Source organism: Paenibacillus sp. WG02 (assembly GCF_055396115.1).
Genome location: NZ_AP036016.1, coordinates 998071 through 1015827 on the forward strand (window position 1 = coordinate 998071; position 17757 = coordinate 1015827).

Genomic DNA, 17757 nt, shown 5'->3' on the forward strand with positions numbered 1-17757 from the left:
AACATTTAGGGGGTTCTGCATGCAAAACGCATCATTAAGACCAATGGGAATTGGAAGAATATTAGATCGCAGTTTCCAGTTGTACCGTAAGCATTTTGTGACATTGACATTGATCATGTTGATCTTGTATGGTCCATTTTACTTACTGGAGCAACTGCTTACGTATCAAGAGGCGGCGGTAAGTACGCCATCATCCATTCTTGACCAGATCCGCAGCGGAGCATCCATGCAAGATTTGTTTGGATCCGGTGCTTTCATGCAAAATAAACAGACGCCGATAGACGTAGGGAAAGTACTTCTCCTCTTGTTGGTTCTTATTCCAATCATGATTCTTGGCCTTATGCCAGCTTCGATAGCTTCCGTCTTACATTTGGTTAAAGCAAGCCTCTTCGGCGAAGAGACAACGGGAGTCGGGGGGCTATTGCGCAAATCTTTCCGCCGATTTTGGCCATTAGCAGGAAGCACGTTTTTGGATGCACTTATCATGTTCGGAATATACATAGGTCTCGCAATTATAATTGTCATTTTTGTTATCGTCTTTGCAATAGGAGGAAACTTATCTAGTTCGGTAGGAGGATTGGGTGGAGGTGCAGTTGTACTATCCATCATATTCTTCGTCATCCTTGGTCTTGGAGCGATCTTTACCTTTTCCTATTTTTTTATTCGCTGGTGTTATTATTTGCCTTTTGTCGCGCTGGATGAAGAGTCTATTGGTCTAGGCCGCAGTTGGAAGTTGACTCGCAAGAGCTTCTGGCGCTTATTTTTGATGTATTTTGTACTTACGCTCATTTTGTATCTTTTCGTAGCCGTCATTGATTTGATTATTGTTGCAATTTTTGGTTTGGGACTTGGCGGGCAGTTATTGCAAAGTTTAATTTCAATCTTGGTTACACCTCTATGGGTGCTGCCTTATGCAGTTAGCTTCTTCGATCTCAAGGTTCGTAATGAGGGTCTAGGACTAGAATCGTTGATTGAAAGTACCCTACAAACTTCTTCATCGGAACCAACGGAAGAACTGGAGCCGTTTGATACGTTTGAAGATCGTCCTCCGATAGACTTGGATAAAAAGAATGATTAACACCGTTTTAGCGACTTCTTTGCAACAGGATAAAGGGCAATTAGAACAAATCTTAAATCAAAGCGAATACACAGCTTATAAGGTCAAAGAGAACGGCTCGATTTGGGCTTGGTTGAAGCCGCTTTTTCGAAAAATACAGAGCTGGCTGCCTGATTTTCAAGTTTCTGATTCGGTAACGAACTGGCTGACCGTTGGTGTTGTCGTTACGCTGCTGGGTATTGCTGCATTCGCGATTTATTGGTTCGTGAAGCAAATTATTTGGCAAAAGAGAATCCGATCTGACGCTTATTTGCCTGTAGGGGAAATAAGCCGTTCTTATCGCTTCTATTGGCAGCAAGCAGCGGAGCTGAGGGGAGCAGGGGACTTGCGAGAGGGTGTGCGCTCGGTCTTTCTATCACTTCTGTTCTTTATGGAAGCTAAACGAATGATTCGTGTGGAGAAATGGAAGACAAACTGGGAGTATGCGGAGGAGCTGGGAGGTTCAGCTTCTTCCCTAGTCCCTTTGTTCCATGCTAGCTCGCTTATATTTGAACGTATTTGGTATGGCAAGGAAGTTGTAACGGAGGAGCAGTTTACTTCCATGTATGAACAGGTTGCCGTTGTTATCAGCAGGGAGGAGGGGGCTGCACATGAGAGGGCTGAATAAGCTGCATGCGGGACTAGCACTCAGTATCCTGCTATTTCTCGGATTAGGTTACTGGCTCGTGAAGCCCAAGCTCCCAGACCAACTTCCTTATCTGTCTTTCTCGGCGGATATCGACGGTACGAAGGCTTGGAAAGAACTGCTGAGTACGAAGCAGAAGGCAGTTAAGGAATGGCGTTTGAGCTGGAAAAATCTGCCTAACGGTGAAGCGATGCTGCTGGTTGCTGTACAGCCGTCTGGTGTGTCAAAGGCCGATCGCGAGCAGCTGCTCGATTGGGTTCGGAAGGGCAATGATGTTGTTCTGTTTGATCGCAATCCTGAAGGGTGGGAGCCTTGGGGGACTGTGTTGGCGGGGGAAATTGGGCCGGGAAGTACGGCGAAGGAAAACAACAAAGAAAGTGCATCTGTCTCGACGATTAGGGTCTCGCCGGATTATTCGTCAGCCGGTGGCTTGCTGACGGGGCGGGTGGATACACCGTACCGGATTAAGCCCGGTGGCGGGCGGGTGCTGTTCGAAGATGAATACGGCGTGCTCGCCAGCCGTATAGAAGAAGGTTCGGGCAGCATCACCGTGGTGGTGACCCCGAACTGGATGCAGAATGGGACGATTGATCAGGAGTCCCATTTCGAATTGATCTGGCCGCTGTTCGTGAAGTCGTGGGACGCCGTGTGGGTCGATGAGACCCATCACGGCTTCGGGACGAAGCCCGGACTGCTTGCCGTCTACCCCGCGTGGCTCGTGCTCGCGAGCGTGCAGCTTGGTCTCGCGCTGCTGCTGTGGCTCTGGCTGCGCGGCAAGCGCTTTGGCCCCGTCTACACGCCGCGGGCGTGGACGGTTCGCCGCGGCGACGAAGGCGTGCACGCCGTCGCCGCTTGGTACGAGCGCCTCGGCTATCAGCACGAGGCGCTTGCGCACCAGCAGCTGTTCCTGCGGCAGCTGCTGCATCAGCGCTGGGGGCTCAGCCCCAGCGCAAGTGCTTTGCAGGCCGCGGATGCTGCACGCGGCCGTATGTCTGAGGCGCAGGCGGCGCTGCTCGCGCGCCTGCTGGAAGAGCCGCCTGCTAGCGGCGGCTCAGCTGGGCCCCGCGCTGCGAAGCAGCGGGGCCCAACCACCCAAGCGTTCGTGCAGCGAACGCGGGAGATGGGCGAGATGATCGCCTACTTGGAGAAGGAGTGAGCGCAATGAACGAATTAATCCAATCGATGGAGCAGCGTTTGTTCGGCCAAAAGCTGAATATAAGGCTGCTCGTAACCGCACTATTGGCTGGCGGTCATGTACTGCTGGAAGGTGTGCCAGGTTTAGGAAAGACCAAGATGGCGCGCACCCTTGCGGAATTATCAGGCTGCGACTACCGCCGTATTCAATTTACGCCAGACCTGATGCCCGGTGATATTACGGGCAGTGTCATTTACCATATGCAGGATCATTCATTCACAACGATTCAAGGTCCTATTTTCACGAATGTTCTATTGGCTGATGAAATTAACCGTTCCGGACCGAAGACACAAGCGGCTCTGCTTGAAGCGATGGAAGAGCGTCAGGTAACGATTCAGGGGAATACGTATAAGCTGCCTAATCCTTTTTTTGTCGTTGCTACTCAAAATCCAGTCGAGTACGAGGGTACCTATCCGCTTCCGGAAGCTCAGCTCGATCGTTTCTTGTTCAAGCTGGTGCTTGATTATCCTGGCGAAGAAGCTGAAGTAGAAATTCTACGCAGCCACGTACCATTCGGGCAGCATCAAGAGGAGTCACTCGCGGCCATTCTGACCCCAGAACGCATCTCGGAGCTGCAGCGCCGGCTTTCCGATGTCGTTGTGGAGGAATCCTTATACACCTATATTGCTACAATTATTCGCAAAACCCGTGAGTCCAAACGCGTACAGCTTGGGGCTAGTCCCCGAGCGGGAATTGCTGTGCTGATGGCTAGCAAAGCTTGGGCTTTGCTGGATGGACGAACGTATGTGACGCCTGACGATATCAAGCTTGTAGCGCGGCCTGCGCTGCGACACAGACTTCTGTTAACACCGCAAGCGGAATTGGAGGGCGGAACAAGTGACCACATCATCCAAGAGACGCTCGGCTCTATTCCGGTTCCTCGATAACTTTCTGCTTCAGGATTTTATCCTGCCAACGAACCGATTCATTGGACTCGTATTCGCAGGTGCTGTAGTCACATTAATAGCTTCTATTTTTGATGCCGCTCTACCTGTCTTCTGGAGCTGGAATGCCCTGCTCTGCGTGCTAAGTGGCGTTGATTTGTTGCTGCTTCCTAAACGCAGCAGTTGGGGAATCCGGCGCAATCTTCCGGAGCAGATGGATGTCAGAAACAGCTTTGAGGTGGGTCTTGAGCTTGAATCCAAGGAATTAACGTCTGTTCACGTTGAATTAATGGATCATTTGCCGCAAACATTCAGCATGGTCCGTAATCATATGAGCGGTGCCTTCCGAGGAACTTCAGCCACTTTCTTTTATACAACGCTGGCTCTCGAGAGAGGGGAATACGTTTTCGAATACGTATATTTGCGCTACTTCGGAGGTATGGGGCTTTGGAAGAAGCAAGTGCGATTGAAACAAGTAGATAAGATTGATATCTATCCAGATTTATCTCAGGTACGAGGTGTACTAGGTGCTGTACAGGATGCATTAATTTTAGAAGGCCAGCGGCTTTACAAAAAGCAGCGCAGCGGCTCGGAGTTTCATTATATCCGTGATTATGTGCAGGGCGACGATATTAGGCATATCAATTGGAAAGCGTCGGCTCGCACGACGAAGCTGATGACGAATCTTTTTCAGCCGGAAAAAGGGAAGATCGTGACTCTAGTGCTCGACTGTGGTCGGCAAATGGCTATCGAGCTTGAGGGACAAGTGAAGCTTGATCGGACACTGGAAGCAGCATTAACACTCGCTGCCGTAGCTCTTAAGCAAGGGGATCAAGTAGCGTTAATTGCTTATGCAAGCCAAGTGAAAGTGTACGTGCCAGCTGGAAAAGGGCTTTCCCATCTTCAGGAGTTAACGAGAGCCGTTTATGATCTGCGTACGGATTTCGTGGAGTCGAACACACAGATTGCCTTCTCTCATGTGCTGCGTTTTCTGAAAAAACGCTCGCTTGTCGTGCTATTTTCCGATATGGAAAGTTATCTGTATGATCAAGAGCTGCTGCCTTATGTGCAGCGATTGCGCAGAAGCCACCATGTTCTGCTCTTGTCCTTGCAGGATCCGCTTCTTCATCAATGGGTACGTATTCGCGCTGAGGATAGCCGTCAGGCTTATCGGCAAAGTATTGCCCACCAATTTACGACAGACCGTTATGCGTATGTAACTAAAATGGCCAGCCGAGGCATCCCGGTGATGGATGTCCCTGCCGACCAACTGACGCTTAGCGCTGTTAATGCCTATTTGGATTTGAAATCGCGAGATCGTTTATAGCGTTAATTGTTTTTGTTTAGATCGTTTACTAATGCCATAACCGTAATAAAGCGCGAGTAACAATAAAGTCACTCCGGCTATGAGATATTTGACCTCAAGTGACATCGTAGACGGTGTAATGTAACCTTCAATAATCCCTGCAATGATGAATAAAGGAATCGTGCCGATCAGAAGTCTGGGCGGATTCCTTGGCCGACTCCAGAAAACGCAGCTTACGCGGATAGGGCCCTGGGACGAAGAAGCGATACCCCATATATAAACCGGCGCCGCCAGCGATGAAAATAGCGGTGAGCTCAATAATGCCATGCGGCAGTATGTAGGCCCAGAATACATAGCTTTTCCCAGATTGCATGAAGACCGCAGCCAATGCTCCTACAATAAGTCCGTTGCTTATCATTAAATAGATAGTCCCGACTCCGAGCGTTACACCGCTTATGAAGGCGAGAACAGCTACCCGAATGTTGTTCGTCATAATGGCTGTGGATACGAGTGGGGAGTGCAGGTCCCCGCGTGGATCGGCAGTTTTGGAAGGATCAATACTGTCGGCCATTGTCCCAGGCATGATCATGGATAGATTGAGCGGATCGTTCCATACGGACAGGAAGCCCAGCAGCCCGCCAAGCAAAAATAAGAAAAAAGCAAAGCCGACAAAAAGACTTCTCGCGTGTATTAACGATGGAAAGTAGTGGAGGAAAAACTCCTTCATCTGTTTACTGCTTTTGTTATTTTCTTTATACATTGCATTATGGGCTTGGGATACGAGATGATTCAAATAGAGGGTTGTTTCATCCGTAGGCACGTGTGTTTGTAAGGTAGCAAGATGTGCGGATGCGACTTTGTAAAGCTCAGTGAATCTATTCACATGGCTGGCCTGCAAACGGCTCTTCCGTTTACTAAGCTGAATCAGCAGCTGCTCAAGCTCTGTCCATTGTGATTTATGTTCTCGAATGAAGCGCGAGATATTCATGGGGGGAACCTCCTAAGAGTTTTCGTAGAAAACTTGCATCGTAAGCATGGGCTTTGAGTTTTGCTTTAACAAAACTTTCATCGTAAGCATAAGCGTTGAGTTTTCGTAGAAAACTTTGCATCGTAAGCTTAATCTCAGTGTTTTGCTTGTTCATTTTAGCATATCAATGACATTCGTTACCATAATTTTGAAATCATGAGGAGATGCTATGAACGAGTCTCTGGATAAAGAATTAACCATCGTGACACCTGAGCAGGTGCAATTGCAATTTCAAACCGCAGGCATTGGCAGCAGGACGTTAGCGCATTTAATTGATTGCTTGATTTTGCTTGTGATGAATGGCCTTTTATTCGTATTTGCTATTTTGATAAGCAGGTTATATTCGGGTGATTGGCTGCCTGCTCTTGCAGATTATTTGATCGCGATTGCCCTCATTCTTTGGGTTGTAGTGAACTTAGGCTATTTTGTCTTCACAGAAGCTTTCATGGGAGGGCAAACGCCAGGGAAAAGAATCCTAGGACTTCGCGTGCTCCAAAATAACGGGCAGTCTGCAACCTTATTATCAATCTTGATTCGTAACTTGTTTCGTCTGTTGGATATGATGCCAACATTCTACTTCATTGGTGCAGTCAGCATCATCTTTAGCGCAAAAGATAAGCGCATCGGTGATATGGTAGCAGGAACCATTGTTGTGATTGAAGCTCGTTTTGAGCGAATGAAACGTCGAAAACATATCGATAAGGCAATCTCCAAAAAGAATTATCCCATCCTCACTCTGGATATAGAGGAAGCCAAAAGACAAGAGATCACTGTGGTAGACTGGCAGCTTTTGCAAGCCTGGGTCGAACGAATACCAACAATGCATGATGCAAAACTACAGGAGTTAGCCTTACCGATTGCGCAGCATTTTGCTAAGAAGTTAGGTCATGACCTAGGGTTTACACTGGATCCTGCTGCATACTTAGCCCAGCTTTATGAGAAGCTGAGGAACGATTGGGAAGTTTAATTAAGACGGCTTATATGGGAATGACGCGAAGTAATAGACAGTTGGGATGATTTATATTCCGACTGTCTATCTTTTTTGTCGAATTTAGTAAAATAATGGTTATTAAATCAATCTGTTCATGCTATACTCTAAAAATGGTAGATTATTGAAAATATAAATAACATTTGAGCGGGTATGGAGGATTATGGATGAAAAAACGATTATGTTGGATGACACTGATTGTATGTTTGGTGGTGAGCAGCAGCGCAGCAGCTGCAGAGAGTAAATACGCGTGGATTGAAGGCGGCAAAACCGTTGATTTGGGGCAAATAGCCACTATTGATCTTGATTCGGATTTTGTTTTTCTTGACGCGGAGAACACAAAGAAAATGAGTAAAGACAACCATGACAATGTCACGGGGGACGAGATTGGCAGTATTTTTCCGAAGAGTCAGGATCAGACATGGACAGTCATTTTGGAATATAAGAAATCCGGTCACATCAAAGATGATGAAAAAACAAAGATAGATGCTAAAGAACTGCTTAACAGCTATAAAAAGGGAACAGAAGCGGCAAATAAACAGCGTCAGGATGGGGAAAAGATTTATGTGAAGGGTTGGGATATTGAACCTTTTTATGATGAAAAGACACATGGGCTCACTTGGTCCTTGTTGGCTGAGGATGACAAGAAAGTAACATTTCTTAATTACAATACGCGTATTTTGTCGCGAGAGGGCAATATATCTGTTATTTTGGTCTCTGATCCAACTCATAGAGAAGCAGATAAAAAGGTGCTTGCTGAGAAATTGTTGCCCAAGCTGAACATGAAAACGGGAGAAAAATATGAAGATTTCAACCCAGCTAAGGATAAGATGTCAGAGTATGGATTAAGCGCGCTCATTTTAGGCGGAGCAGGGCTAGCAGTCGCTAAGAAAGTAGGGATACTGGCCGTCATTATTCTTTTTCTTAAAAAGTTTGCGGTACTTATCGTGCTTGCTCTGGGTGCGGTTTGGACTTTTATCAAAAAACGATTTCAGAGGAATATCAACGGTTAGAAATGTAATATGTCGACTCCTTATCGACGATTAGACGCCTTCCTGATATGATGAAAGACGTTAATCTCGGATTCCGAGCTTAATCGAACGTTACGCATAAACGTACGAAATCATTTTAGGGAAAGTAGGTTTTATATCATGATCGATCATATTGTACTTGTAAAATTCGGTGAAACGACGACGCAGGAGCAGCTCCAAGAAGTCGTTGATAGATTTAAAGCGTTAAAAGAACATCTAACAGGTATTGTAGATATCCAAGCGGGCATTAACTTTTCAGAGAAGAACAAAGGGTACCAGGTTGTTTTATCTGTACGTTTTGAGGATAGAGCAGCTCTTGAAGCTTATGGTCCAAATCCGGAGCACCAAGCGGTTGCTGCATATATTAGAGAAGTAGGCAGAGAAGATAGCTTGATTGTTGATATTGAAATTTAATATACGAATAAACTGCTGATAAGGATTCGTCCTTGTCAGCAGTTTTTTTATGCGGATCATTCCTTAAATGATTATTTTGTCCAATCTATTGGAGGCTTTTTTACTTTTAAATTTTCTGTTCTTTGCGATAAACCGAAGGTGCTGATCCACTCCATTTGCGAAATTGTTTTGAAAAATAGAGGGCATCGTTAAACCCTACGGAAGATGCTACTTGGTCTATCGTCATGGAAGTCTCCAACAGCTGTTGGGCACGTTCCATACGAATTTTTAACAGATACTGCATAGGGGATAAGCCTGTAGATTGTTTGAACATTTTACATAAATACGTACGATGATAGCCTAGTGTGTGTGCGAGCTCCTCGATAGATACCGGCTGTGTGTATTGCAGTTCTAAATATCGGATGGCTTGACCGACCTGACGCTCAATATCGGTTTCGGTCGTTGGTTTAACATCAATTTGGTGGCTGTTCATGCGCCCGAGTTCCCGAATTAAGAGGCGAAGCCAAGCAGCGGATTCCATATCCACAAGCACAGGAGTGTCAGAATGCTGAAAACTGGTGCGAATGTGTCGGTAATAATGACGTATAGAGTGGGGGTTGCTCCCCGAAATGACAGCCTGATGGGGTGAAACGCCAATTTGCGAAAGCAAGGTTCCTGCTGCGCGGCCTGAAAAGGCAACCCACGTATAGTGCCAGGGCTGATGGCTGTCTGCGATATAGCTGAATAACTCTCCGGGATAAATAACGAAGGTGTCTCCGGCGGAGCATCGATAAGTGCGGTTATGCATCTCGAACGTGCCTTCACCCGCATATACAGTATGAATAAGGTAATAATCATGCACAGCCGGTCCCATTTTATGTAAAGGAATAGGCTTGCCTTCTCCGCTAAAAAGCACGGATAATTCATTGGTACTATGGAGCGGATTGATATGAATGGCGAAATAGGAATGATCCTGATTCATAGAAGCCTCTTTTAGTTTTTGTTTCTAGGGTACATGAATAAACTACAAATGTCCATATAGGAGTTCATTCAATCCATGTCTTTGGGAGTCGTCCTGCGCTATAGTGAAGATAAGAAAAAAGAACTCACTATGGAGGAGATTCACACATGTCCAAGATTACTTTTCTAGGTGCCGGAAGTACGGTTTTTGCCAAAAATGTACTTGGTGATTGTTTGCACACACCCGCGCTGCAAGGCTTTGAAATCGCTCTCTTTGATATTGATCATGAACGTCTGCAGGATTCAGCCAACATGCTGAATAACATCAAAAAAACAAGCGGAAGTACGTCAGTTATCAAAACATATACAGACCGTAAGGAAGCTCTAAGCGGAGCTAAATATGTGGTGAATGCTATCCAAGTAGGTGGCTATGATCCATGTACAATAACCGATTTTGAAATCCCTAAAAAGTACGGTTTGCGTCAAACGATTGCCGATACGGTCGGTATCGGCGGTATTTTCCGAAATCTGCGTACGATTCCAGTGATGCTGGATTTCGCAGCGGATATTCGCGAGGTCTGTCCAGATGCCCTGTTCCTCAACTATACGAATCCAATGGCGGTATTAACCAATGTGATGAACACATACGGCGGTGTTCGCACAGTTGGCTTATGTCACAGTGTACAAGCGTGTATTCCGGAGCTTTTCAAAAGTCTGGGCTTGGAAAAGGAAGGCGTGAAAGCCAAAATCGCCGGTATTAACCATATGGCGTGGCTGCTGGAAGTAACTAAGGATGGTGTTGACCTTTATCCTGAGATTAAGAAGCGGGCTGCGGAGAAGCAGAAAGAGAAGCATAAAGACATGGTTCGCTTTGAAATGATGCTGAAATTTGGTCATTATATCACGGAGTCGTCCGAGCATAACGCTGAGTATCATCCGTATTTCATTAAACGTAATTATCCAGAGCTGGTTGACCGCTTTAATATTCCGCTCGACGAGTATCCACGCCGTTGTATCGAGCAAATTAGCAGATGGAAACAAATGCGCGAGGATCTCGTGAATGATGCGAATTTGACGCATGAGCGTTCACACGAATATGCTTCGTATATTTTCGAAGCGATTGAGACCGATATTCCGTTCAAAATCGGCGGAAACGTGATGAATACCGGTTTAATTACGAACTTGCCGCGCGAAGCATGCGTTGAAGTTCCTTGTTTAGTAGACCGCAATGGTGTTACACCAACCTTCGTTGGCGATCTGCCTCCACAGTTAGCGGCGCTCAACCGCACGAATATCAATACACAATTACTGACGATTGAAGCTGCAATCACACGTAAACGCGAGCATATATATCATGCAGCTATGCTGGATCCACATACTTCAGCAGAGCTGTCGATGGACGATATCGTTGCAATGTGCGATGAGTTAATTGAAGCACACGGCAAATGGCTGCCTGAATATCACTAATTGTTCATATGAAAAAGAAGGTCATGGCGTATGTCTAACATACCCATGGCCTTCTTTGCTTTAACCACCGAATGCGTCACGAAACGCATGGTTGAGTACTTCAAGCTCCACATTCCAAAGCGGGGCAATTTCTGGCCCTACGTTTTCGTCGAACCAATCGGAAAGCGCTTTGCGGTTGCTGCCATTCTCCGTAATGAATGGAAGATTCAGCATCACCTTTTTCACATAGAGCTCTTCTGCAGCCCTAACCTGCTCGGGGGAAATCCATACTTTCAAGCGCTTGATTGTACGGTATAATTCCTTGCTGCAAGCTCTCCGAATTCCGCGAGCACTGGGGAACTGCTGCTTATGTTTTTCACTCGGCTTATTATTGGTCATGACAGTATCCACACTCCCTCTATGCTATTTGTATGCATGGAGAGGGCGCAGAGCCACTGGGGACAAGAACCTAAGCCGCCCATTTGGGTACAGGATTATAGTTACACAATGTTGTAATCGACGCCTAACGCGATGAGAAAGACGAAAGTGTAGACAGGCAGTCGATAGCAACGATGAATGTTCAATTACAATCTTGGCAGGTGCACGGTAAACGTAGTGCCTTTATCGACTTCGCTCTGCACATCAATGCTTCCATGATGGAGCTGGATAATTTTCTGTGCAATCGATAATCCCAAGCCGCTGCCGGAACGAGCACGGTTTCTGGCCTTATCTGCTTTGTAGAAGCGATCAAAGATATGCGGTAGCTCAGATTCCGGAATCCCAATCCCTGTATCACTGATCTGAATGAGGATTTCCGTCTCCAGCTTCTGAATCTCGATCCGTAATGTATCCCCAGGCCTCGAAAACTTGATGCTGTTCGTAATGAAGTTCAGCCAAACTTGATGGAGCAGCTGGGCGTCCGCAGAGATGTCTGTCTCCGGCAGTTCTAGTTCGATCGCTATCTCTTTCTCAGTCCATTGCCACTCGGTGACAATTAGAATCTGGCGAATTTGCTCATCTAGTCGATAGACGCTTCGCTTGATGACATGGCTTTCTTTGTCTAAAGAGGCCAGCGTTAGCAGCTGCTTACTAAGCGAGGACAATCGTTTACTTTCTTCTAAAATAATATGAAGATACCGTTCTTTTTCTTCCTCGGAGGTTTCCTTGTCCAAAATCGACTGAGCGAAGCCTTGGATGGATGTTAACGGAGACTGAATTTCATGGGAAACGTTGCCTACGAACTCCTGACGCATGTCATCCAGCTGTTTGAGCGATTGAGCCATGTAGGTGAAATCTCTTGCCAGCTCTCCAATTTCATCTTGCCTAGAAACGTCCATGGTAATCTCAAAGTTACCTCCGACGATCCGTTTCGTAGCTTCGGTTAGCTTTTTGACAGGCTTAACAATATATTGTGAGAAAATTATGATTAAGATAATGCTAAAAAGAAACGTAAGCCCTAACAGAAAGGCCATGAGGATACGTACGCCGCCAATTTGCTGCTCCAAATTAGGCCTCACAAATAGCGCATAAGGTTTTCCCTTTACTTGAATAGGGACCCCTATGCTATTTCGAAGGCTATCTTCAAAAAAACCGGTCACCATAAGAAAATGACGCTCTTGCAAAACGCCCCGATACGGTTCTCCGGCTAAGACAAGCCTTATCTGCTCGGGATCCATTTGGGTATGCTTGAACGGAGTCCCGTAGAAGGTTCCTTCCATCCGATCGTTAACGACATAAAGTTGAAATCCCATGTTGGCGATATGTGTGAAGTAGGTTGCCGGCTCCAGATCAGGCATTTGTTCATACAACGTACGAATTTCGTTCGTGATCTTCCAAATTTGTTCTTCGTTTTTGTCTCTTAATTTGGCCAAGTAATAGCTATTGGAGAGGAGCAGGGCGAGCATACTGCTGACCATAGCAATGACAATGAAGGTAACAACGATGCGTGTATAGAGTGTCTTCACCGTTCGGTCACCTCGAGCTTATACCCAAGTCCCCGTACGGTTGTAATGAAGAAATCATCGGTCATCTCACTGAACCGTTCCCGCAAACGCTTAATATGAACATCAATGGTACGGCTGTCGCCTTCATAATCCGTTCCCCAGAGCATTTGAATCAGCTGCTCCCGTGTGAATATGCGTCCTGGATGACTGGCTAATTGGGCCAAAAGCTGAAATTCTTTGAGGGGAAGAAGAAGAGTTTGGCCCTTTGCGGTTACTTCATAGCTTTTCCGATTGATGATCGTTTGGTTCAAGGTAATCACCTCAGAGGAGACAAGCTGGTAACGCCGCAGTAAAGCTCTCGCCCGGAACAACAGTTCCTTGGGCTCAAAGGGTTTGACCATATAGTCATCGGTCCCAGACAGGTAGCCTTTCTCTTTATCTTCGATTTCTCCTTTGGCTGTTAAAAGAAGGACAGGAATATCATAATGCTCGCGGATCTCCGAACATAGTTCCAGGCCATCGCGCAGCGGCATCATGACGTCGACCACCGCCAAATGAATTTGCTCGGTTTCCATCACCTTGGACGCTTGTTCTCCGTCACTGGCTTCAAACACCGCATAGCCTTCCTTTGAAAATAAAAAACGGAGCAATTCCCGAATGTGAGCATCGTCATCGACAACTAGAATATGAGTTTTCAAGACCCCAGCACCTTCTTCATTAAAATCATTGAACTTTGCAACAGTGTAAACGAAAAAAAACCTTATTGCCACTCCTGATATCAGAACGCCGCGAGAGGAGTTAAGAAATCAAAGAGCAGATAAGGTTTTCGGCAGAAAAGGGGGCTAATCTACCACGATATAGCCGATCATCGGACCGCTATGGGCAATATCCGTGTGCGTCAAACAAATGATGCGGTAGGTCCCTTCTTGATTGGCTGTAAAATGTACAACAGTTTCTTTCCCTTTCTTGACTTCACCGCTAATATTTAGCCCTTCGATGAGAAAAGGATGGCTCTGACCGTTCACGCCATAGATGCTAAGCTTGATTCTCTCACCCTTTTGGACAACGACGGTTCCCGGATCCCATCGATAGGCTTCGATTGTTTTACCGTCTGCCGTGGTTGATTTGAACTCTCCGACAACCATGTGAATCATTCTTTCCGCAGTCGGTTCGGCTGCCGTTGAAACGATGCTTCCACGGTTCATATACAGCAAGCCGGAGAGGAGCAGCAGCAGAGCAGCGGCTGCCAGATAGAGTTGCTTACGCTTAATAATCCATACTCGGGACATCGTTGGTCCGCCTCCTGTACAAGGTTCTTGTACATCTTATGCGGAGGCTTGTCAGCGCATGATTATGATCTGTGGCAAAAAGAGCGTGAAACTGGTTGATAAGAGCCCGTCTGTGTTAGAATGTTTTATAGACTAGAAACGGATATTCTAAGTGGAGAGAGGTTTCAAGAATGAGTGAGATGATTCACAATGTATTGCTTTATTTGGAAGGGCTTGGGTACTGGGGGATTTTCCTCGGATTAATGCTGGAAGTTATCCCTAACGAACTGCTCTTGGCTTATGCAGGCTATCTGGTATCAAAAGGTGAAATTAATTTTATAGGTGCAATTATTTGCGCAGTGATTGGCGGTACCTTAGCCCAAGTGGTGCTCTATTGGATCGGACGCTACGGTGGCAGACCCTTCCTTGAGAAGTACGGTAAATTTTTGCTTATCAGCAAGCATCACATTGATGTTGCAGAATCTTGGTTTAACCGCTATGGAACAGGTATGATTTTCACAGCCAGATTCATTCCCATTGTTCGTCATGCGATATCGCTTCCTGGTGGTATGGCCAAAATGCCGCTAGGCAAGTTTACACTTTATACAGGACTAGCTTTAATTCCATATTCCATTCTTTATGTCTACTTGGGCATGAAGCTCAAAGATAACTGGCAAGCGATTAACCAAATGGCAGGACCGTATATTAAGCCATTAATTATCGCGGCTGTTATCTTAACTCTTTTATATGTGGGCTACCAATTAATTTTGAAAAGAAAATCGAAGATATAAGCCGTAAAGATTTGGAGCTTTTGCTTGCAATTTGCTACAATAAAAGAAACGAATGACGATAAGAGAGGATGATTAGCGATGAGTAAGAATCTTGCAAACAAGCTGCGCACAGGCTTAAAGCCCCAGCAATTCATTGACAGCATGGAGAAAAATCAAGAGCAATTTTTAGCTTATTACAATGGATTTGAATGGGATAACGAAGAGGATAAGGAGTATTTTGATTCTCTAAACAATCGGGATGATCTGCGCTGTCTGATCGTTGCTGCGGACTGGTGCGGCGACGTAGTTCGCAACGTACCTGTCGTGTTCAAAGCGCTGGAGAACAGCGGTATTCCGACGGAAGTACTTATTATTGAACAAAATTACGACGTAATTGACCAGTTCCTAACGGGTGGCGGTCGTGCGATTCCAATTGTTATTTTTACAGATACAGGCGGTTTTGTATTGGGACAATGGGGTCCGCGTCCGAAACACGTGCAAGCTGTCATGAACCAATTCAAAAAAGAAAATCCAGATCGTGAAGCGGCAGATTATAACGAAAAAATTCAAATAGCCAGAGCCGAAATGGGCCGTCAATATGGTGAAGGTAACGGATATCATGCTGTTATTGTGAAGGAACTTCGTGAATTAATCGAGTCGTTCTAAGGTGAATACATATGATTAAAATTGAATCATTTGTTCTAGGACCGGTAAGTACGAATGCGTATTTATTATCGGATCCAGAAACGAAAAAAGGCATTATCATAGATCCTGGCATGAATCCTAAATCACTTATCAAAAAGATTGCCGATTTGGATATCGTTGCGATTCTCCTCACGCATGCTCATTTTGACCATATCGGCGGTGTTGATGAGATCCGTAAGCTCAAACGCTGCCCTGTGTATATTCACGATCTAGAAGCCGATTGGCTGACGAATCCGAAGAAAAATGGCTCTGCTCGCTGGCCTGATCTCGGTGCTCCGATTGAAACGGAACCGGCTGAATATGCGCTAGACGAAGGGCAAACGCTCGAGTTTCTTGGCATTAAGCTTAAGGTATTCCATACCCCCGTCATTCACCGGGAAGTGTGAGCTTCTTATACGAGAAGCACCTGTTCAGTGGAGATGTGCTGTTCAAACTATCGGTAGGTCGAACGGACCTTCTCGGTGGGGATAACAACGTGCTGATGGATTCCATCCAAGATAAGCTGTTTCTACTCGATGATGACGTCATTGTGTATCCCGGACATGGCGCCAAAACAACAATTGGCTTCGAAAAAGATAATAATCCTTACGTGTAAATAGGAGAGGACTGTTCCGCTAATGGAGCAGTTTTTTTTTTGCATGTATGCTCGTTCGCCCATGACACCCAACCATTTTATTTGGATCTGGGTATTTACCGTGTTCAAGGTAGGTGCACCCCCATAGACTGATGTTGTAAGCTATTCACCCAACCTAAACAAAACAAAGCAGTTTAAAACCGTTAAATTTACAATGAAAGTTTTCCCTAAGGAAAACTATGAGGAGGTGCTCTTTCATGGAACATGTTAAAACTCCAACGTACCCGATGGCTCCGATGCCGATGCCAACTCCAATGCCAGCTCCAATGCCAATGCCAATGCCAATGCCGATGCCGATGCCGATGCCGATGCCAGCTCCAATTATGCAAAGCCCGGTACACAATGATATTCATTTGCACGCATCTTACCAACAAACATCGTTTGTTTTCCCTAAACCGGTTGCTGTACACCACCCTGTAGCCAAAGTTTGCTCTTATAACTATAACTCAGTAGGAATTATTCTCGTTCTGTTCATTTTGCTTGTGATTATTACTCGTGGACTTTGTAGGTAATAATTCGCTGATCATCAATAAAAAAGTAATCCAGCTCAGGGACTTTCGACCGGAGTGGATTACTTTTTTTTGTTGCCAATCCAACGATCCGCGAAATTTGCCATTAGCAGGCTATTTTGAAAGTTGGTATACTTATGGAGTTGCTTTCAGCTAAAAGTTCCCTCTGGGCTCTTCGCGCATATAGTAAAATGACAGATCAATCTAGGGGGCGGAGAGATGCATTGGTTTTCAATCATAGCCATCGGAATTGCTGCAAATTTAGATAATTTAGGAATCGGCTTATCATTTGGGGCGCGTTCAACCAAAGTACCGCTATTGTCAAATCTGCTAATTGCCTTGTTATCATTGGCTGCGACATATTTGGCCATGTCAGCAGGTATATACTTGTCTCATCTGATCTCCCCATCCTGGGGCAATCTGATCGGAGGTCTTGTTGTTGTCTTCATTGGTGCCTGGGGGCTTCGTTCAAGTTTAAAAAAGCGCAGAAAGTTGGTTTCTGATGCCGAATTAGGTGAACAAATGACACGTATGGCCGAAAGATCAGATAAGGACGGGAATCACATCATATCATGGGGCGAATCGATTTCGTTAGGATTTGCATTGTCAGTCAACTGTATGGCGAGCGGTTTGGCTGCTGGCGTCAGCGGGGTTTCTCCGTTGTTTTCGGCCCTTTCAGTCGGTATATTTTCACTTTTAACAGTAGACATTGGCGTTCGGTTGGGCAGTCAGATAGCGAAATCGTGGTTTGGGAAATATTCAGAACTGATGGGATGTCTTCTACTGATTGTCATTGGTTTTTATGAAATTTTCGTTTAACCTTTATGTCAAAGAATTAGTTTATGAGAATGACTCCTGGCTGCGGCACTTCTGAAACCAAATCTCAGGTGAAACGTATAGAATGGGACGAAAGTGCTAAAACTTTCATATTAACTATACACCTGGAGGGTCATGAC

19 protein-coding genes and 1 pseudogene are annotated in these 17757 nt (G+C 45.7%); 14 read left to right on the forward strand and 6 right to left on the reverse strand.

The features are described from left to right. Positions 1-19: 19 nt before the first annotated feature. From ACBP55_RS04720 to ACBP55_RS04740, 5 genes are read left to right on the forward strand one after another with little or no spacing between them, the layout of a single operon-like run. Positions 20-1078, forward strand: a complete 1059-nt coding sequence (locus tag ACBP55_RS04720; protein ID WP_464650105.1) for a DUF7847 domain-containing protein — start codon at positions 20-22, stop codon at positions 1076-1078. Continuing rightward, positions 1071-1724, forward strand: coding sequence for a DUF4129 domain-containing protein (locus ACBP55_RS04725; protein WP_464650107.1), 654 nt, complete (start codon positions 1071-1073; stop codon positions 1722-1724). The genes ACBP55_RS04720 and ACBP55_RS04725 overlap by 8 nt, the downstream gene beginning before the upstream one ends. After that, positions 1708-2898, forward strand: coding sequence for a DUF4350 domain-containing protein (locus ACBP55_RS04730; RefSeq protein ID WP_464650109.1), 1191 nt, complete (start codon positions 1708-1710; stop codon positions 2896-2898). Before ACBP55_RS04725 ends, ACBP55_RS04730 begins: the two co-directional genes overlap by 17 nt. Positions 2899-2903: 5 nt before the next feature. Further along, positions 2904-3824 carry an AAA family ATPase gene (locus ACBP55_RS04735; RefSeq protein ID WP_464650111.1) on the forward strand — a complete coding sequence of 307 codons (921 nt, stop codon included), beginning with the start codon at positions 2904-2906 and terminating at the stop codon, positions 3822-3824. Beyond that, the gene (locus ACBP55_RS04740; protein WP_464650113.1) at positions 3775-5148 is read left to right on the forward strand and encodes a DUF58 domain-containing protein; all 1374 of its coding nucleotides are present in this window, start codon (positions 3775-3777) and stop codon (positions 5146-5148) included. Before ACBP55_RS04735 ends, ACBP55_RS04740 begins: the two co-directional genes overlap by 50 nt. A 127-nt stretch (positions 5149-5275) precedes the next feature. Here ACBP55_RS04740 and ACBP55_RS04745 read toward each other — a convergent pair whose 3' ends face one another. After that, entirely contained in the window at positions 5276-6115 is an 840-nt protein-coding gene (locus ACBP55_RS04745) for a stage II sporulation protein M (RefSeq protein WP_464650115.1), read from the reverse strand. 208 nt (positions 6116-6323) lie between these two features. Here ACBP55_RS04745 and ACBP55_RS04750 point away from each other — a divergent pair, with 208 nt between their 5' ends. The 3 genes from ACBP55_RS04750 to ACBP55_RS04760 all read left to right on the forward strand — a co-directional run bounded on the left by ACBP55_RS04750 (position 6324) and on the right by ACBP55_RS04760 (position 8587). After that, positions 6324-7121 (forward strand): RDD family protein, encoded by a 798-nt coding sequence (locus tag ACBP55_RS04750; RefSeq protein ID WP_464650117.1) that lies wholly within the window; start codon positions 6324-6326, stop codon positions 7119-7121. Positions 7122-7309: 188 nt separating this feature from the next. Beyond that, on the forward strand, positions 7310-8155 hold the full coding sequence (locus ACBP55_RS04755; protein WP_464650119.1) for a DUF2167 domain-containing protein: 846 nt from the start codon (positions 7310-7312) through the stop codon (positions 8153-8155). A 138-nt stretch (positions 8156-8293) separates the two neighbouring features. Further along, positions 8294-8587 (forward strand): Dabb family protein, encoded by a 294-nt coding sequence (locus tag ACBP55_RS04760; RefSeq protein WP_057307879.1) that lies wholly within the window; start codon positions 8294-8296, stop codon positions 8585-8587. 106 nt (positions 8588-8693) lie between these two features. On the opposite strand, the gene ACBP55_RS04765 is transcribed toward ACBP55_RS04760, so the two are convergent. Further along, positions 8694-9548 (reverse strand): helix-turn-helix transcriptional regulator, encoded by an 855-nt coding sequence (locus tag ACBP55_RS04765; protein WP_464650122.1) that lies wholly within the window; start codon positions 9546-9548, stop codon positions 8694-8696. A 146-nt stretch (positions 9549-9694) separates the two neighbouring features. On the opposite strand from ACBP55_RS04765, the gene melA reads away from it, so the two are divergent. Next, positions 9695-10993: an alpha-glucosidase/alpha-galactosidase gene (melA, locus tag ACBP55_RS04770; protein ID WP_268613377.1), complete on the forward strand. Its 1299-nt coding sequence runs from the start codon at positions 9695-9697 to the stop codon at positions 10991-10993. Positions 10994-11053: 60 nt separating this feature from the next. Here melA and ACBP55_RS04775 read toward each other — a convergent pair whose 3' ends face one another. From ACBP55_RS04775 to ACBP55_RS04790, 4 genes are all read right to left on the reverse strand, one after another. After that, the gene (locus tag ACBP55_RS04775) at positions 11054-11371 is read right to left on the reverse strand and encodes a dehydrogenase (protein WP_464650124.1); all 318 of its coding nucleotides are present in this window, start codon (positions 11369-11371) and stop codon (positions 11054-11056) included. A gap of 185 nt (positions 11372-11556) precedes the next feature. Beyond that, positions 11557-12936, reverse strand: coding sequence for a sensor histidine kinase (locus ACBP55_RS04780; protein WP_464650126.1), 1380 nt, complete (start codon positions 12934-12936; stop codon positions 11557-11559). Next, positions 12933-13613: a response regulator transcription factor gene (locus ACBP55_RS04785; protein ID WP_464650128.1), complete on the reverse strand. Its 681-nt coding sequence runs from the start codon at positions 13611-13613 to the stop codon at positions 12933-12935. The genes ACBP55_RS04780 and ACBP55_RS04785 overlap by 4 nt, the downstream gene beginning before the upstream one ends. A 144-nt stretch (positions 13614-13757) precedes the next feature. Further along, complete coding sequence (locus ACBP55_RS04790; protein ID WP_464653227.1) at positions 13758-14120, reverse strand: cupredoxin domain-containing protein; 363 nt, start codon at positions 14118-14120, stop codon at positions 13758-13760. Positions 14121-14374: 254 nt separating this feature from the next. Between ACBP55_RS04790 and uptA the strand changes: the two genes are divergently transcribed. From uptA to ACBP55_RS04815, 5 genes and pseudogenes are all read left to right on the forward strand, one after another. Next, entirely contained in the window at positions 14375-14974 is a 600-nt protein-coding gene (gene uptA, locus ACBP55_RS04795) for an undecaprenyl phosphate transporter UptA (protein ID WP_464650130.1), read from the forward strand. Between the two features lie 78 nt (positions 14975-15052). Continuing rightward, positions 15053-15619, forward strand: a complete 567-nt coding sequence (locus ACBP55_RS04800) for a thioredoxin family protein (RefSeq protein WP_029197361.1) — start codon at positions 15053-15055, stop codon at positions 15617-15619. Positions 15620-15630: 11 nt separating this feature from the next. Continuing rightward, positions 15631-16253, forward strand: a pseudogene (locus ACBP55_RS04805) (MBL fold metallo-hydrolase). Between the two features lie 236 nt (positions 16254-16489). Further along, a complete protein-coding gene (locus ACBP55_RS04810) occupies positions 16490-16804 on the forward strand; it encodes a hypothetical protein (protein WP_464650133.1) in 315 nt (104 codons plus the stop codon). A 216-nt stretch (positions 16805-17020) separates the two neighbouring features. Beyond that, the gene (locus ACBP55_RS04815; RefSeq protein WP_464650135.1) at positions 17021-17620 is read left to right on the forward strand and encodes a manganese efflux pump; all 600 of its coding nucleotides are present in this window, start codon (positions 17021-17023) and stop codon (positions 17618-17620) included. Positions 17621-17757: the final 137 nt, after the last annotated feature.

What these genes read in the sequence shown, in the direction of transcription:
- ACBP55_RS04755 (WP_464650119.1), top strand. Translation starts at nt 7,310, where the DNA reads ATGAAAAAACGATTATGTTGGATGACACTGATTGTATGTTTGGTGGTG.
- ACBP55_RS04760 (WP_057307879.1), top strand. Translation starts at nt 8,294, where the DNA reads ATGATCGATCATATTGTACTTGTAAAATTCGGTGAAACGACGACGCAG.
- ACBP55_RS04790 (WP_464653227.1), bottom strand. Translation starts at nt 14,120, where the DNA reads ATGAACCGTGGAAGCATCGTTTCAACGGCAGCCGAACCGACTGCGGAA.
- ACBP55_RS04810 (WP_464650133.1), top strand. Translation starts at nt 16,490, where the DNA reads ATGGAACATGTTAAAACTCCAACGTACCCGATGGCTCCGATGCCGATG.
- ACBP55_RS04750 (WP_464650117.1), top strand. Translation starts at nt 6,324, where the DNA reads ATGAACGAGTCTCTGGATAAAGAATTAACCATCGTGACACCTGAGCAG.
- ACBP55_RS04815 (WP_464650135.1), top strand. Translation starts at nt 17,021, where the DNA reads ATGCATTGGTTTTCAATCATAGCCATCGGAATTGCTGCAAATTTAGAT.
- ACBP55_RS04800 (WP_029197361.1), top strand. Translation starts at nt 15,053, where the DNA reads ATGAGTAAGAATCTTGCAAACAAGCTGCGCACAGGCTTAAAGCCCCAG.
- ACBP55_RS04730 (WP_464650109.1), top strand. Translation starts at nt 1,708, where the DNA reads ATGAGAGGGCTGAATAAGCTGCATGCGGGACTAGCACTCAGTATCCTG.
- ACBP55_RS04745 (WP_464650115.1), bottom strand. Translation starts at nt 6,115, where the DNA reads ATGAATATCTCGCGCTTCATTCGAGAACATAAATCACAATGGACAGAG.
- ACBP55_RS04735 (WP_464650111.1), top strand. Translation starts at nt 2,904, where the DNA reads ATGAACGAATTAATCCAATCGATGGAGCAGCGTTTGTTCGGCCAAAAG.
- ACBP55_RS04720 (WP_464650105.1), top strand. Translation starts at nt 20, where the DNA reads ATGCAAAACGCATCATTAAGACCAATGGGAATTGGAAGAATATTAGAT.
- ACBP55_RS04775 (WP_464650124.1), bottom strand. Translation starts at nt 11,371, where the DNA reads ATGACCAATAATAAGCCGAGTGAAAAACATAAGCAGCAGTTCCCCAGT.
- ACBP55_RS04725 (WP_464650107.1), top strand. Translation starts at nt 1,071, where the DNA reads ATGATTAACACCGTTTTAGCGACTTCTTTGCAACAGGATAAAGGGCAA.
- melA (WP_268613377.1), top strand. Translation starts at nt 9,695, where the DNA reads ATGTCCAAGATTACTTTTCTAGGTGCCGGAAGTACGGTTTTTGCCAAA.
- uptA (WP_464650130.1), top strand. Translation starts at nt 14,375, where the DNA reads ATGAGTGAGATGATTCACAATGTATTGCTTTATTTGGAAGGGCTTGGG.
- ACBP55_RS04765 (WP_464650122.1), bottom strand. Translation starts at nt 9,548, where the DNA reads ATGAATCAGGATCATTCCTATTTCGCCATTCATATCAATCCGCTCCAT.